The following is a 15,597-nucleotide window of genomic DNA, read 5'->3' as shown; positions in this document are numbered from 1 at the left end:
AAGTGCTCGACGTTATTCGTCGTCGTCGAAGTTGTAACTGCCCGGCGCAAGGTTTTCGAAGCGGGTGTATTTGCCGATAAAGGCCAGGCGAATAAAGCCGATCGGGCCGTTCCGCTGCTTGCCGATAATGATTTCGGCGATGCCTTTGTGCTCGGTTTCCGGGTGATACACCTCGTCCCGGTACACGAACATGATGACGTCGGCGTCCTGCTCGATCGCTCCGGATTCCCGCAAGTCGGAGTTCACCGGACGCTTGTTGGGACGTTGTTCCAGGGAACGGTTGAGCTGCGACAACGCCACTACCGGGCAGTTGAATTCCTTGGCCAGGGCTTTGAGGGATCGCGAAATCTCGGAAATCTCGTTAGTCCGGTTGTCACCGCTGGAGCCCGGGATCTGCATCAACTGCAGGTAGTCGATCATGATCAGGCCGACGTCGCCGTGCTCGCGCACCAGACGCCGGGTGCGCGCACGCATTTCCGACGGGCTGATGCCGGCGGTGTCATCAATGAACAGCTTGCGGTCGTTGAGCAGATTGACCGCCGAGGTCAGGCGTGGCCAATCGTCGTCTTCCAGTTGGCCGGAACGCACCTTGGTCTGGTCGATCCGACCCAGGGACGACAGCATACGCATGATCAGCGATTCGCCTGGCATCTCGAGGGAGTACACCAGCACCGCCTTGTCGCTGCGCAGTACGGCGTTTTCCACCAGGTTCATCGCGAAGGTGGTCTTACCCATCGACGGACGGCCGGCGACGATGATCAGGTCGGACGGCTGCAGGCCGCTGGTCTTCTCGTCGAGGTCGGTGTAACCGGTGGACAGGCCAGTGATCGCGTCGGCGGTGTTGAACAGGGTGTCGATGCGGTCGATGGCCTTGGTCAACAGTTCGTTGACGCCCACCGGGCCGCCAGTCTTCGGCCGCGCCTCGGCGATCTGAAAGATCTGCCGTTCGGCCTCGTCAAGGATCTCTTCGGCGGTACGGCCTTCAGGGTTGAACGCGGCGTCGGCGATTTCGGTGCTGATGCCGATCAACTGGCGCAACGTCGCCCGCTGGCGAACGATCTGCGCATAGGCCTTGATGTTGGCGACAGATGGCGTGTTTTTCGCCAGCTCGCCGAGGTAACCGAGGCCACCAACCTGGGACGTCTGACCTTCCTTGTCCAATTGCTCGGCAAGGGTCACGACGTCGATCGGCATGTTCTGATCGGCCAGTTTGGCGATCGCACGGAAGATCAAACGGTGGTCATGCCGGTAGAAATCGCCGTCGGAGACTTGATCGAGCACGCGTTCCCAGGCGTTGTTGTCCAGCATCAGACCACCGAGTACAGCCTGTTCGGCCTCGATGGAATGCGGCGGCACTTTCAGCGCGGCGGTTTGCAGATCGTATTGCTCGGGAGCGGAGATTTCGTTCATGGCCACTTGGAGTCAGGGTTGAAAACGGGAGTACCAGAAAGACAAAGGGCACGACCTGTAAACAGGATCGTGCCCGATGTTACCGGCAAGCACCCGAGGGTGCCAGCCGACAAGTGTTGCTTAAGCTGCTACCACGACAACGCGTACGGTGGCTTCAACTTCGGCGTGCAGGTGCACAGCCACGTCGAATTCACCCACGTTGCGGATGGTGCCGTTCGGCAGACGAACTTCGCTTTTCGCAACTTCAACGCCGGAAGCGGTCAGTGCGTCAGCGATGTCGTGAGTACCGATCGAACCGAACAGCTTGCCTTCGTCGCCAGCGGTGGCAGTGATGGTCACTTCCAGCTCGGCCAGTTGGGCAGCACGGCTTTCAGCCGATGCTTTACGGTCTGCGGCGGCTTTTTCCAGCTCAGCGCGACGCTCTTCGAACGCAGCCAGGTTGGCAGCGGTCGCAGCGGTAGCTTTGCCGAAAGGCAGCAGGTAGTTACGACCGTAACCGGCCTTAACGTTTACTTTGTCGCCCAGGTTGCCCAGGTTGGCGATTTTTTCCAGAAGGATCAGTTGCATGTGGAAATCCTCTTAACTTTTAACCTTCACCGTTCGCGTTATCGGTGTCTTTCGACACGTGACGACCGCGAAAATCAATCAGGCTGTCGACAATGGCCAGAACCACGAGCAACGGATAGATCAGCTGCATGAACAACAACAGCGTGACGTACAACCCCACCAGCCAGAAACCGGCCAGTCGCTTCTGCCCGACCAGCCCGTGAATCAGGGCGAGTCCGGCGAACACCAGCGGTACACTGCACAACGGCGTCAACATGGCCATCTGTGCACCGAGATTCGGGCCCAGAAGCATCAACGCCAGCAGCAACATCGCCGGCCCCAGCGGGATCCGGATGGCGCGAAACTCGCGACCAAAACCACCCGGGTTGTACAACAACGCCTGCCAATGCCGCCCGACAATCAGGCTCAGCACGCTGACGATCTGCAACAACGCCGCAATCAGTCCGGTCAGGACCGGTGCAATCAGGGACGCGAATCGCGCTTGCTCATCCACCGACAATTGCTTGTAGGTATCACCAAGAAGCGCCGGCATGACCTTTATCAAGGCCTGCGCGAGCATCTCGATCTGGGCTGCAAACGCCGCCCCGAGCACCACTGAAAACACCACTCCAATCACTACGCTGACCAGCAGCGTGCGAACCCAGGACTCGCTTGCGCGCAAAACCAACGCAAGCCCCGAAGATCCCAGCAGCACCAGAAGTGCCCGTGGATCATCGGCATACAGCCACCAGATCAATGCTGGCAGCAGCCCCAGAGACAGAACACCCAGGGCGTCCGTCAGTCCGCGCCGCAGCAGCACAAGGCTCCCGGCGGCAGCGCCCAACCAATACAACAACGGCAATGTTGCACATCCGGCCACCACGAGAGTGGCCTGCATACGGCCTCGCATGATGAACTCAGCTAAGGCACGCATGCATTCAATCCTTTGCTACTTGTCGACTGCCCGGTCTCAGCGGCCGTGGCTGTCGGTGTAGGCCAGCAGGGCCAGGAAGCGGGCGCGCTTGATAGCGGTGGCCAGCTGACGCTGATAACGAGCTTTGGTACCGGTGATGCGGCTTGGAACGATTTTGCCGGTCTCGGATACGTAGGCTTTCAGAGTGTTGAGATCTTTGTAATCGATCTCTTTCACGTCTTCAGCGGTGAAGCGGCAGAATTTACGACGACGGAAGAAACGTGCCATTTGATAGGCTCCTTAAAAGGTCCGTGGATTACTCGTCAGCGTTATCGCTGTTGTCGCTGTCATCACTATCAGCGCTATCAGCGCCTTCGTGCTCAGGACGGTCGCGACGCTCACGGCGCTCACTGCGGTTTTCTTCAGCCTTGAGCATCTCGGACTGGCCGGTAACGGCTTCGTCGCGACGGATGACCAGGTTACGGATCACAGCATCGTTGTAGCGGAAGTTGTCTTCCAGCTCGGCCAGGGCCTTGCCAGTGCACTCAACGTTCAGCATCACGTAGTGAGCCTTGTGAACATTGTTGATTGCGTAGGCCAGTTGACGACGGCCCCAATCTTCCAGACGGTGGATTTTGCCGCCGTCTTCTTCGATCAGCTTGGTGTAACGCTCAACCATGCCGCCGACTTGCTCGCTCTGGTCAGGGTGGACCAGAAAGATGATTTCGTAATGACGCATGAATGCTCCTTACGGGTTGTAGCCTGCCGCTCAAAAACGGTCAGACAAGGAGTGAATGACACTTATGGACTTGCTGGCGCGGGGCACATGCGTGCCTGCCGTCACAGCAAGGGGCGCAATTGTAGAGAAGGGACAGAGGAGGCGCAAGGCAATTGGTGATTATTTGAACAATCACCGACAGACAACTGTAGCCGCTGCCGAAGGCTGCGATCTTTTGCCTTTGATTTTTTCAAAACAGGATCAAAAGATCGCAGCCTCGTTTCACTCGGCAGCTCCTACAGTTTCTGCAAAGGCTTATTTCTTGGCAGCAGCAGCCTTGGCTTTTGCACCGCGCTGGCGCTGCGCTTCGAACAGGCACACACCGGTCGCCACGGACACGTTGAGGCTGCTGACGCTACCGGCCATCGGCAGGTTCACCAGATAGTCGCAGTGCTCGCGCGTCAGGCGACGCATGCCTTTGCCTTCGGCGCCCATGATCAGGATGGTCGGGCCGGTCAGGTCCTGGTCATAAATGCTGACCTCGGCCTCACCCGCCGTACCGACAACCCACAGACCGCGCTGCTGAAGTTTTTCCAGGGTGCGCGCCAGGTTGGTCACCGCCACCAGCGGAATCACTTCCGCCGCGCCGCAGGCGACTTTACGCACCACCGGCGTCAGGGTTGCCGACTTGTCCTTGGGCACGATCACCGCCAGCGCGCCGGCCGCATCGGCCGAACGCAGGCAGGCGCCAAGGTTGTGCGGATCTGTCACGCCATCGAGTACCAGCAACAGCGGTGCGCCTTCGGTGCGATCGAGCAGTTCGTCGAGCATCGCCTCGCCCCAGACCTGGCTCGGACTTACGTCCGCAACCACGCCCTGGTGCACGCCTTCAACCCAGGCGTCCATTTCGCGGCGCTCGGCCTGACCGACCTGCACACGATTTTCGTTGGCCAGTTCGATCAGGGTCTGCACGCGCGGATCGTTGCGGCTTTCAGCCAGCCAGATCTGCTTGACGCGTTTCGGGTGGTGACGCAGCAACGCTTCTACCGCGTGAACGCCGTAGATTTTTTCCAACTGACTCATGACTTCGCCTTCGGTTTACGCGCCCCGCCACTTTTGGCTGGAGCCGAACCCGCCTTTGGCGGGCCTTTACGGTGTTTGCTCGGTTTGGCTGGCTTGCCGCCGGCGGCCTTATCAGGCGCCGACCGTCCGGTCTTTCCCCCAGACGCCGCTTTACCACCGCTTTTGGCTTCGGCCAGCAAGGCCTTCTTCAATTCACGGCTTTTGCGCAGCTCGGCGTTTTTCGCCACGGCATCGCTCGGGCGATAGGCCTCGGGCGCTTTTTCCTTGGCCGGACGACGGCTGGCGGTTTTTGCCGGAGCCTTGTCTTCCACAACCTTGGCCGCCGGTGCTGCGGTGTTGGCGCCACGCTTCTTGCGACCAATCGGCGCGCTGATGGTTTTTTCTGCCATCTCGAAGTCGATCTTGCGTTCGTCGAGATCGACGCGCATGACCCGCACTTCAACGGTGTCGCCGAGACGGAAGCTGCGACCGGTGCGCTCGCCCGCCAGACGGTGATGCACAGGATCGAAGTGGTAGTAGTCGCCCGGCAGCGCGGTGACGTGCACCAGACCTTCGACGTAAATGTCGGTCAGCTCGACGAACAGACCGAAACCGGTCACAGCGGTGATCACGCCCGGGAACGATTCGCCCACGCGATCCTTCATGAACTCGCATTTGAGCCAGTTCACCACGTCGCGGGTTGCTTCGTCGGCACGGCGTTCGCTCATCGAGCACTGCTCGCCGAGCTGCTCCAGCGCCGCTTCGTCGTACGGATAGATACGCGCCTTCGGAATGGTCATCGCCCCGGCACGGCGAACGTGCGGAGTGTCCTGTTTCGAATGGATCACACTGCGGATGGCGCGGTGTGTGAGCAGGTCCGGGTAACGCCGGATCGGCGAGGTGAAGTGGGTATAGGCTTCGTAGTTCAGACCGAAGTGGCCATCGTTTTCAGCGCTGTACACCGCCTGACTCAACGAACGCAGCATCACGGTCTGGATCAGATGGAAGTCCGGACGATCCTTGATGCTCGCCAGCAGGGCCTGATAATCCTTCGGCGACGGACCGTCCTTGCCTTTGTGCAGGGACAGGCCGAGCTCGCCAAGGAAGGCGCGCAGTTTTTCCAGACGCTCCGGCGGCGGCCCCGCGTGAACGCGATACAACGCAGGGATTTCGTGCTTCTTGAGGAACTCGGCAGTGGCCACGTTGGCCGCCAGCATGCATTCCTCGATCAGCTTGTGCGCGTCGTTACGGACGGTCGGGCGGATTTCGGCAATCTTGCGCTCGGAACCGAAGATGATCCGGGTTTCCTGCGTTTCGAAATCGATCGCGCCACGCACGTGACGAGCGGCCAGCAGCACTTTGTACAGCGAATAAAGCTGCTTGAGATGCGGCACGACGTCGGTGTACTCGCCACGCAATTTGCGTGCTTCGGCGACCTTCGGCGTTTCCAGCATCGCGCTGACCTTGTTGTAGGTCAAACGGGCATGGGAGTGGATCACCGCTTCATAGAAGCAGTAGTCGGTCATTTCGCCGGACTTGGAGATGGTCATCTCGCAAACCATGGCCAGACGATCGACGTGCGGGTTCAGCGAGCACAGGCCGTTGGACAGCTGCTCAGGCAGCATCGGCACCACGCGCTCGGGGAAGTACACCGAGTTGCCACGCACCTGGGCCTCGTTGTCCAGCGCCGAGCCGATCTTCACGTAGCTGGAAACGTCGGCAATCGCCACGTACAACTTCCAGCCGCCGGAGAACAGGCGCAGCTTGCCCGGTTTGGCTTCGCAGTAGACCGCGTCGTCGAAGTCGCGGGCATCTTCGCCGTCGATGGTGACGAACGGCAGATGGCGCAGGTCGACGCGCTTCTCTTTGTCTTTGTCTTCGACTTCAGGCTTGAGCTTGGCGGCTTCTTTGAGCACCGCTTCAGGCCAGACGTGAGGGATATCGTAGGTACGCAGCGCGACATCGATTTCCATTCCCGGCGCCATGTAGTTGCCGACGACTTCGATCACATCACCTTGTGGCTGGAAGCGCGGAGTCGGCCAGTGGGTGATTTTCACCTCGACGAACTGACCGATCTGGGCGTTGGCGTTGCGGCCCGGGGTGACCAGCACTTCCTGCTGGATCTTCGGGTTGTCGGCAACGACGAAACCGATGCCGCCTTCTTCGAAGTAACGACCGACGATGCTCTCGTGAGCTCGGGACACCACTTCGACGATCACGCCTTCGCGGCGACCGCGACGGTCGAGACCGGAAACACGGGCCAGGGCACGGTCACCGTCGAACACCAGACGCATTTGCGCCGGGCTCATGAACAGGTCATCGCTGCCATCGTCCGGCACCAGGAAGCCGAAACCGTCACGGTGACCGCTGATGCGGCCGAGGATCAGGTCGAGCTTGTCCACCGGCGCATAGGTGCCACGGCGGGTGTAGATCAATTGAGCATCGCGCTCCATGGCGCGCAAGCGGCGGCGCAGGGCTTCGATCTGGTCTTCTGTGGTCAGACCAAACTCTTCGACCAGTTGCTCGCGGGCAGCGGGCGAACCCCGATCAGCAAGGTGCTGAAGGATCAGTTCGCGGCTGGGAATAGGGTTATCATATTTTTCCGCTTCACGAGCGGCCTCGGGATCGAGGGACTGCCAATCGGCCATTAGAGAGTTTTCACCTTGTCTATATACGGGTTAGTTTGGCATAGGCGCCATCAAACGGGAAATTTCCCACTCCATAAGGCTGTTCTAAAGCCTTGTATCGACGCCTGAACACCCTTTTGAACACCGCCGGTAAAAAAAATCATTTTTTTTGCTGGCAGGGGTTTACAGTTAAAAAGGCGCTCCGTATAGTGCGCGCCATCGACGACGTACACACGTTGACGAGATGCCCAGGTGGTGAAATTGGTAGACACGCCAGCTTCAGGTGCTGGTGACCTTACGGTCGTGGAAGTTCGAGTCTTCTCCTGGGCACCAATTTCGAGTTTGAGACTAGATCAGTTTCAAGACTCACACAAAACCCGCGAAAGCGGGTTTTTTGCATTCTAAGGAACGGATTTGTTAAAACCGATTAATTAAAATTAAATCAGGGGTTTACAGATCAAAAAGCGCTCCGTATAGTGCGCCACATCAACAGCGGCAACGCTTGCGATGAATGCCCAGATGGTGAAATTGGTAGACACGCCAGCTTCAGGTGCTGGTGACCTTACGGTCGTGGAAGTTCGAGTCTTCTTCTGGGCACCAATTCAAATTCAAGGTTACGACCTTGAGTTTCCCAAAAACCCGCGAAAGCGGGTTTTTGCGTTTCTGCCCTTTGGAAAACCACCAAACCTTTTTGTGGCGAGGGAGCTTGCTCCCGATGGGGTGCGAAGTAGCCCGCGCTTTCATTCAATTAATCCTCTCTCACAAATCTAACGACTGCTGTGCAGCCGAGCGGGAGCAAGCTCCCTCGCCACAATGGTTTTTCCAGCCATCTAGCAAACTCGCCTCTCCATCGCAAGGCGCACTTGAGAAACAATATCGTTTATCATTGTTGCAAGTTTTTGCAATGCGACAGTGAGGAACCCTGCGAATGATGTTTCGAAATACCCTGCGCCGCGGCTTGACCTTCACCCTGCTCGGCCTGGCACTCGCCACTCCCCTCACCCAGGCAGCCGACGCGGTTTCCCTGACGCTCTACAACGGTCAACACAAGGAAGTCGGCGATGCGATCGCCAAAGCCTTCGAGGCCAAGACCGGGATTCACGTCAATGTGCGCAAAGGCAGCAGCAACCAGCTCGCCAGCCAGGTCATCGAAGAAGGCGACCGCTCCCCCGCCGATGTGATCTACACCGAAGAATCCCCACCGCTGAACAATCTTGGCGAACAGGGTCTGCTGGCCAAAACCGATGACGCCACGCTGGCCGTGCTGCCGAAAGAATATGTCGCCGGCAACGGCACCTGGATCGGCGTCACCGCGCGGGTTCGCGTGGTTGCCTATAACCCGAAGCTGATCGACGAAAAGGATCTGCCGAAATCGGTACTCGGCTTCTCCGATCCGAAATGGCAAGGCAAGGTCGGTTTCGTGCCAACCAGCGGCGCGTTCCAGGAACAGGCCGTAGCAATCATCAAGCTGCACGGTCGCGACGCCGCCGAAGAATGGCTGACCGGCCTGCGCGCCTTCGGCAAGACCTACAGCAACAACATGGTCGCGCTCAAAGCCGTGGAAAACGGTGAAGTCGCCACCGTGCTGGTGAACAACTACTACTGGTTCGCGCTGCAGCGCGAGAAAGGCAAACTCGACTCGAAACTGCATTACTTCACCGGCGGCGACGTCGGCGGGCTGATCACCGTGTCCAGCGCGGCAGTCCTGAAATCCAGCAAACACCCGAAAGAAGCCCAGCAATTCCTGGCCTACATGGCCAGCGAAGAAGGTCAGCGCGTGATCACTCAGACCACCGCCGAATACCCGCTGCACAAAGGCATGGAGTCGGATCGCGGCCTCAAGCCATTCAGCGAGCTGCAAGCGCCGAATGTCACCCCGGCCGACCTGGGCAACGCCGAAGAAGCCCTGGAACTGGAACGTGAAGTTGGCCTGAACTGATGGCTACATCGCTATCCGCCCCCACCGCGCGCGGGGGTTTCGTGCCACGGCGCAAGCGGCCATCGATCTGGCTGGTACTGCCGGTTTTATTACTGGTGGTGCTGAGCCTGTTGCCGCTGGCCTACGTCGGCCTGAAGGCCTGGCAGGCCGGCTGGGCCGAGGCGCTGCACTTGCTGTGGCGCCCTTACGTGTTCGGCCTGCTGCGCAACACTTTGGCGCTGATGGTCGGTGTGACGCTCACCTGCGGCGTAATCGGCCTGACACTGGCGTGGTTGCTGGAGCGCAGCAATCTGCCGGGGCGGCGCCTGTGGGGCGTGATCTTGTGTCTGCCATTCGCCGTGCCGGCGTTTGTCAGCAGCTTCACCTGGGTCTCATTAAGCGCACAGTTTGAAGGCCTCGGCGGAGCGATCCTGGTGATGAGCCTGTCGAAATACCCGCTGATCTTCCTGCCGGTCGCGGCCACCCTGCGCAACCTCGATCCATCCCTTGAAGAGTCAGCCCGCACCCTGGGGCAGAATCGCTGGGGTGTGTTTTTCCGCGTCACCCTGCCGCTGCTCTGGCCGTCGCTGCTGGCCGGCTCGCTGCTGATTGCCCTGCACATGCTGGTGGAGTTCGGCGCTCTGTCGATCATCGGCCTGCAAACCTTTACCACGGCGATCTATCAGCAATTCGAACTGGAGTTCAGCAACGCCAACGCGGCGATGCTCTCCGCGGTATTGCTCGCATTATGTCTGGCACTGCTGTGGCTGGAGTTGCGCGTACGCGGCAAGGGCCGGCATGTGCGCACAGGCCAAGGCGCGGCGCGTCAGGCCGAACAGGTGCGTCTCGGGCCATGGGCCATCGTCGGTCAGCTGTATTGTCTGCTGCTGGCGATTGTCGGCAGCGGGATTCCGCTGGGCATGCTCGCGTATTGGCTGGCGGTCGGTTCGTCGGCAGCCTTCCCGGTCGCAGCGATCACGCAAGCGCTGCTGTCGTCGTTGGCGTTGTCGCTGGGTGGCGCAGCGTTGTGCCTGCTGCTGGCAGTGCCGGTCGGGCTGCTGGTGGTGCGTTACAAAGGCCAACTGGCGATCTGGGCCGAGCGCCTGCCGTATCTGCTGCACGCGCTGCCGGGTCTGGTGATTGCGCTGACGCTGGTGTATTTCGCCCTGCATTACGTGCCGGCGCTGTATCAGACGTCGGCGTTGCTGCTGATTGCCTATGCGCTCCTGTTTTTGCCACTGGCGCAGGCGCCGATCCGTACAGCATTGAACAAGGCCGCACCGCAACTGGAAGAGGCTGCGCGTACGCTGGGCGCATCTTCGTTCACGGCATTTTGCCGGGTGACCCTGCCGATCATCTTCCCGGCATTGGGCGCGGCGTTTGCGCTGGTGTTTCTGGATGCGATGAAGGAATTGACGGCGACGCTGTTGCTCAGCCCGACCGGGCTCAACACGCTGGCGACCGAGGTCTGGGCACACACGGCGAATGTCGAGTTTGCGGCGGCAGCGCCTTATGCGGCGTTGTTGATTTTGGTCTCGGGGTTGCCGGTGTATCTGCTGACGACGCGGATGTATCTGAGCCGCTGAAACATTAAAAGATCGCAGCCTGCGGCAGCTCCTACAGGGGAATTTGCGTTTCCTGCAGGAGCTGTCGCAGTCTGCGATCTTTTGATTTAAGCCCTGAACTGCCCCAGACTCGCCTTCAACTGCGCCGCCAGGCCATCCAGTACCTTGCCACTCGCCGTGGTCTCCACCACCGCCTGCGCTGCTTTCTCGGCCTGGGCATGAATCGTTTCCACCCGCCCGCGCACCGCTTGCGCGCCCTGCGCCTGATGCGCCGCTGCCTGCGTCGCTAGCCCGATCGCCGCGTGCACCTGCTCGACCGAGGCCTGAACCGACTGCTGCAGCCGCGCACTGTCGCGCAACACCAGCAGGCCTTCGCTGGCCTGACGCCCGGCCTGACCGATCGCTTCTACCGCCTCACGCGCACCTTGCTGCAAGGCGACGATGTGCGCCTGAATGTCGCCAGTCGAGCTTTGCGTCTTGCTGGCCAGCGCACGCACTTCGTCCGCCACCACCGCAAAACCACGCCCGGTCTCGCCGGCCCGTGCTGCTTCGATGGCCGCGTTGAGCGCCAGCAGGTTGGTCTGCTCGGCGATCCCGTGGATCACCGTCAGCACCACTTCAATCTGTTCGCTCTGCTGCGCCAGTCGCTCAATGACTTTTGCCCCGGTGTCGACCTGCCCGGCCAACGCCTCGATCAGGCTGCCGACCTTGGCTGAAGTGCGGGTGTTTTCGTCAGTGGCCTGGCGAATATCCACCACCTGCTTCAACGCCGCCTGCATCGCATGGCTTTCCGATTGCGCCTCGTCAGCCATCTGCGACAGCGCCCGCAGGCTTTCCGCCACTTCATCACGCTGCATCCCGGCTGCCGCATCGGCACCGGCATTGCGCAAGGTCATGGCACCGATTTCCACGCCGGTACGCTGGGCCACGTCGCCCGCCTCGCGCACGATCGGCTGCAACTTATCCACAAAGCGATTGACCGCCGACGCCATGTCGCCGATCTCGTCTTTGCTGTTGATCTGCACACGCTTGGTCAGGTCGCCCTCGCCCGCCGCCAGATCGTCCATTGCCGCGTTGAGCATCTTCAGACGATTGACCACCCGATGCCCGAGCACCACCGCCAGCAACAACAGCACGCCACAGCCGACCAGCGCCAGGCCCAGGCCGATGCGCCAGCGCAAGGTCGCGGCGGCGTCCTGCACGGTGCTGGTGGTATTGGCTTTCATCTCGGCAGCGGTGGATTGCGCCGACTGCAAGCGCGCCTGCATGGCGGCAGCGCTGTCAGCGGCGGCGCCCTTGAGGCTATCGCCGACCAGTTGATCGCCGCTGGCGATCAGCGCCGAGAAGCGCTGGTCGAGGGCGGCCAGATCGGTTTCCACCGAGGCCGTCGAGACGCCCATCAGCACCTTGCCGATTTCCACGCCGTTGGGGTTGATCGAGGCTTCAAGGTAGTAGACCGACGGATCGTTTTTCGCTGCGTCCAGCACCTTGTCCAGCGCGCGCTCACCCTGGCCTTTTTCCAGCAGGGCCTTGTTGATCGGGTTTTCGCGGTTGAGGTAGCGGGTCAGATGCTGGCCGGTGGCGTCGTCGTAGACCACGAACAACACATTGGGATTGCGCTGGGCCCGGCGGGCGAATTCGGAAAGGGTCGGCACGTCGCTGTCCCACATGGCGCGCGGAGCCACCGAGGCGAGCAACTGGGCCATGTCATTGGCCGAATCCTTCAAGTCTTTTTCCAGGGTCGTACGCAGTTGCGCCTGTTCGTCCTTCAGACGAGAAGACAGGCCGGCGGTCAAACGCTGGCGGGTACTTGAGGACAGATTATCAAGACTCGACGTGACTTCACGCCCGGCCTGCTCCAGCTCGCCCGAGAGCTTCTGGCTGTCAGCGCCCAGGCGAACGCCAAGGTCGGCTTCCAGCGCCGTGACCGTGCTTCGTGTGAGGGCGACGGCCACCAGCACTTGCACCAAAAGGGCGATACCAAGGGTAACGAACACGGGCCGCAACAAACGGCTTTGTAACAGTGAGAGAACGGCCGACACTGTGAATCCCTCTACTTCTGACGCCATTAATTTGCTGGCACTCTTGTAGACAGATTTACAGCAAAGGTCATGCCGTCCAACCGGCATAAACGACAAAGGCCCCGATTAAGGGGCCTTTGTTTTTTACATCAACGACTTATCAAGCAAACGGATGACGCAGAACGATGGTTTCGTTGCGATCCGGGCCCGTCGAAATAATGTCGATCGGCGCGCCGATCAATTCTTCAACGCGCTTGATGTAAGCACGAGCGTTAGCCGGCAGCTCTTCCAGGGTCTTGGCGCCCACGGTTGATTCGCTCCAGCCCGGCACTTCTTCGTACACAGGCTGCAGGCCTACGTAGCTGTCAGCGTCGGTCGGCGCAACGGCGTTGCCTTGCGCGTCTTTGTAGCCGGTGCAGATGTTGATGGTTTCCAGGCCGTCGAGTACGTCCAGCTTGGTCAGGCAGATGCCCGAGATGCTGTTCACATCGATAGCGCGACGCAGGATAACGGCGTCGAACCAGCCGCAACGACGGGCACGGCCGGTGGTAGCGCCGAACTCGTGACCTTGCTTGGCCAGGTGCGCACCCACTTCGTCGAACAGCTCAGTCGGGAACGGACCCGAACCGACGCGAGTGGTGTAAGCCTTGGTGATGCCCAGGATGTAGTCCAGGAACATCGGGCCAACGCCCGAACCGGTCGCCACGCCACCGGCGGTGGTGTTGGAGCTGGTCACGTACGGGTAGGTACCGTGGTCGATGTCGAGCAACGAACCCTGGGCGCCTTCGAACATGATGTCTTTACCGGCGCGACGCAGGTCGTGCAGCTCAGCCGTCACGTCCAGCATCAGCGGCTTGAGCAGCTCAGCGTATTCCTTGCACTCGGCCAGGGTTTTTTCGAACTCGATGGCCGGCTCTTTGTAGTAACCGACCAGCATGAAGTTGTGGTAATCCACCAGTTCACGCAGCTTGTCTTCGAAGCGCGGCATGTTGAGCAGGTCGCCAACGCGCAGACCGCGACGAGCAACCTTGTCTTCGTACGCCGGGCCGATGCCGCGACCGGTGGTACCGATCTTCAGCTCGCCACGGGCCTTTTCACGGGCCTGGTCCAGCGCCACGTGGAAGGACAGGATCAGCGGGCAGGACGGGCTGATACGCAGGCGCTCGCGCACCGGTACGCCTTTCTCTTCCAGCTTGGTGATCTCGCGCAGCAGGGCGTCAGGTGCAACCACCACGCCGTTGCCGATCAGGCACTGCACGCCTTCGCGCAGCACGCCCGACGGGATCAGGTGCAAGACGGTTTTTTCGCCGTCGATCACCAGGGTGTGGCCAGCGTTGTGGCCACCTTGGTAGCGCACTACGGCGGCAGCATGTTCGGTCAGCAGATCAACGATCTTGCCTTTGCCCTCATCACCCCATTGGGTGCCCAGGACTACGACATTCTTACCCATAACACTTGTCCTCATTCGCGCAAACTTGGTGCCGGCGTTGGCCGGCAGGAAAACTCAAGAAGCCAGTGGCGATACTTGCCAAAGCCCGTTCTGCTGAATCAATTGCCGGTCGCAGTCCGCTTCACGGGCGGCGGCCAAAGGTTGTCCAGGCAACGCCTGAACGACACGCTGACCCTCACTGCGCAACTGGCAAACCTGCTGCCAGAGTGCCGCATCCGTACTGTCAGGCATCCAGATACCGCCAGACGGTAGCTCGATCTCAGCACGCCCCAGGGTCACCAGGGTTTTCAAATCGGTAGAGAAGCCGGTCGCCGGACGGGCACGACCGAAGTCGGCACCGATGTCATCGTAACGACCGCCCTGAGCGATGGACTGACCCACGCCCGGTACAAACACCGCGAACACCACACCGGTGTGGTAGTGATAGCCACGCAACTCGCCCAGATCGAAGTACAGCGGCAGATCCGGGAAACGCACCGACAGACGCTCGGCGATCGCCAGCAAGTCTTCCAGCGCGGCCAGCACCGGTGCCGGCGCATTGGCCAGACGCTCACGGGCGGCGGCCAGCACTTCACGTCCGCCACACAGGTCGACCAGTGCCCGCAGCATGCCGGACAGATCGGCCGGCAAGCCTTCGGTCAAGGTAATGACCTCGTCGATGGCCTTGCGTTGCAGCGCATCGAACAACTGCTGCTCGACCTCACCGGACAGACCGGCGGCGCGCGCCAGACCACGGTAGATGCCGACATGACCGAGGTCCATGTGCACATCCGGCACATCGGCCAGTTGCAGCATGGCCAACATCAGACTGATCACTTCAACGTCACTGCTCGGGCTGGCATCGCCGTACAACTCGGCGCCCAGCTGGATCGGGCTGCGCGAGGAAGACAGTGCACGCGGCTGGGCATGCAGCACGCTGCCGGCGTAGCACAGGCGGCTCGGACCTTCACGACGCAGGGTGTGCGCATCGATGCGCGCCACTTGCGGCGTGATGTCGGCACGGAACCCCATCTGCCGGCCCGATTGCGGGTCGATGACCTTGAAGGTACGCAGATCCAGGTCCTGGCCCGCACCGGTCAGCAGGGATTCCAGGTACTCGATATGGGGAGTCACGACAAACTCGTAACCCCAGCTCTGGAACAGATCCAACACCTGACGACGCGCGACTTCAATGCGCGCCGCTTCCGGTGGCAGTACTTCTTCGATGCCATCTGGCAGCAGCCAGCGGTCTACCGTTGCCATTACGCCATTCCCCTTTGATCCGGGCGGCCAGCCTGCAGGCGAGCCTTGAGTGAAGCAGAAAATGACCGATCCGTTCAAAACGCACGCGCATGAACGACGCGGCGAAAGGCCTGTTACCGGCTTCG

At 60.6% G+C, this 15,597-nt stretch carries 12 protein-coding genes and 2 tRNA genes; 4 read left to right on the top strand and 10 right to left on the bottom strand.

From position 1 onward, the window contains the following. Positions 1–12: 12 nt before the first annotated feature. The 7 genes from dnaB to rnr all read right to left on the bottom strand — a co-directional run bounded on the left by dnaB (position 13) and on the right by rnr (position 7,297). Entirely contained in the window at positions 13–1,410 is a 1,398-nt protein-coding gene (gene dnaB, locus HBN98_RS18020) for a replicative DNA helicase (RefSeq protein WP_064585715.1), read from the bottom strand. A 120-nt stretch (positions 1,411–1,530) separates the two neighbouring features. After that, the gene (gene rplI, locus HBN98_RS18015) at positions 1,531–1,977 is read right to left on the bottom strand and encodes a 50S ribosomal protein L9 (protein WP_003186385.1); all 447 of its coding nucleotides are present in this window, start codon (positions 1,975–1,977) and stop codon (positions 1,531–1,533) included. A gap of 19 nt (positions 1,978–1,996) precedes the next feature. Beyond that, on the bottom strand, positions 1,997–2,890 hold the full coding sequence (locus HBN98_RS18010) for a hypothetical protein (RefSeq protein ID WP_064585714.1): 894 nt from the start codon (positions 2,888–2,890) through the stop codon (positions 1,997–1,999). Between the two features lie 36 nt (positions 2,891–2,926). Further along, the gene (gene rpsR / locus HBN98_RS18005) at positions 2,927–3,157 is read right to left on the bottom strand and encodes a 30S ribosomal protein S18 (RefSeq protein ID WP_002551829.1); all 231 of its coding nucleotides are present in this window, start codon (positions 3,155–3,157) and stop codon (positions 2,927–2,929) included. A 28-nt stretch (positions 3,158–3,185) separates the two neighbouring features. Beyond that, on the bottom strand, positions 3,186–3,608 hold the full coding sequence (rpsF, locus tag HBN98_RS18000) for a 30S ribosomal protein S6 (protein WP_038360383.1): 423 nt from the start codon (positions 3,606–3,608) through the stop codon (positions 3,186–3,188). A 294-nt stretch (positions 3,609–3,902) separates the two neighbouring features. Next, complete coding sequence (gene rlmB, locus HBN98_RS17995; RefSeq protein WP_064585713.1) at positions 3,903–4,670, bottom strand: 23S rRNA (guanosine(2251)-2'-O)-methyltransferase RlmB; 768 nt, start codon at positions 4,668–4,670, stop codon at positions 3,903–3,905. Then, the gene (rnr, locus tag HBN98_RS17990; RefSeq protein WP_083367172.1) at positions 4,667–7,297 is read right to left on the bottom strand and encodes a ribonuclease R; all 2,631 of its coding nucleotides are present in this window, start codon (positions 7,295–7,297) and stop codon (positions 4,667–4,669) included. The genes rlmB and rnr overlap by 4 nt, the downstream gene beginning before the upstream one ends. 225 nt (positions 7,298–7,522) lie before the next feature. On the opposite strand from rnr, the gene HBN98_RS17985 reads away from it, so the two are divergent. The 4 genes from HBN98_RS17985 to HBN98_RS17970 all read left to right on the top strand — a co-directional run bounded on the left by HBN98_RS17985 (position 7,523) and on the right by HBN98_RS17970 (position 10,780). Further along, a tRNA-Leu gene (locus HBN98_RS17985) sits at positions 7,523–7,609 on the top strand. A gap of 180 nt (positions 7,610–7,789) precedes the next feature. Beyond that, positions 7,790–7,876 (top strand) — tRNA-Leu (locus HBN98_RS17980). 328 nt (positions 7,877–8,204) lie between these two features. Then, positions 8,205–9,215 carry an extracellular solute-binding protein gene (locus tag HBN98_RS17975; RefSeq protein ID WP_064585711.1) on the top strand — a complete coding sequence of 337 codons (1,011 nt, stop codon included), beginning with the start codon at positions 8,205–8,207 and terminating at the stop codon, positions 9,213–9,215. Continuing rightward, positions 9,215–10,780, top strand: coding sequence for an ABC transporter permease (locus HBN98_RS17970; protein ID WP_083367173.1), 1,566 nt, complete (start codon positions 9,215–9,217; stop codon positions 10,778–10,780). Before HBN98_RS17975 ends, HBN98_RS17970 begins: the two co-directional genes overlap by 1 nt. 86 nt (positions 10,781–10,866) lie before the next feature. Here the strand turns inward: HBN98_RS17970 and HBN98_RS17965 are convergent, their stop codons facing one another. The 3 genes from HBN98_RS17965 to HBN98_RS17955 all read right to left on the bottom strand — a co-directional run bounded on the left by HBN98_RS17965 (position 10,867) and on the right by HBN98_RS17955 (position 15,472). After that, complete coding sequence (locus tag HBN98_RS17965) at positions 10,867–12,801, bottom strand: methyl-accepting chemotaxis protein (RefSeq protein ID WP_083367174.1); 1,935 nt, start codon at positions 12,799–12,801, stop codon at positions 10,867–10,869. Positions 12,802–12,940: 139 nt separating this feature from the next. Continuing rightward, positions 12,941–14,230 carry an adenylosuccinate synthase gene (locus HBN98_RS17960; protein WP_011332187.1) on the bottom strand — a complete coding sequence of 430 codons (1,290 nt, stop codon included), beginning with the start codon at positions 14,228–14,230 and terminating at the stop codon, positions 12,941–12,943. A gap of 54 nt (positions 14,231–14,284) precedes the next feature. Then, positions 14,285–15,472, bottom strand: coding sequence for an ATP phosphoribosyltransferase regulatory subunit (locus HBN98_RS17955; RefSeq protein WP_064585708.1), 1,188 nt, complete (start codon positions 15,470–15,472; stop codon positions 14,285–14,287). Positions 15,473–15,597: the final 125 nt, after the last annotated feature.

This window comes from Pseudomonas koreensis (genome assembly GCF_012986595.1).
GTDB classification, from domain to species: domain Bacteria; phylum Pseudomonadota; class Gammaproteobacteria; order Pseudomonadales; family Pseudomonadaceae; genus Aquipseudomonas; species Aquipseudomonas koreensis.
The sequence above is the reverse complement of the archived record's forward strand: the minus strand, read 5'-3'. Positions and strand labels throughout refer to the sequence as shown.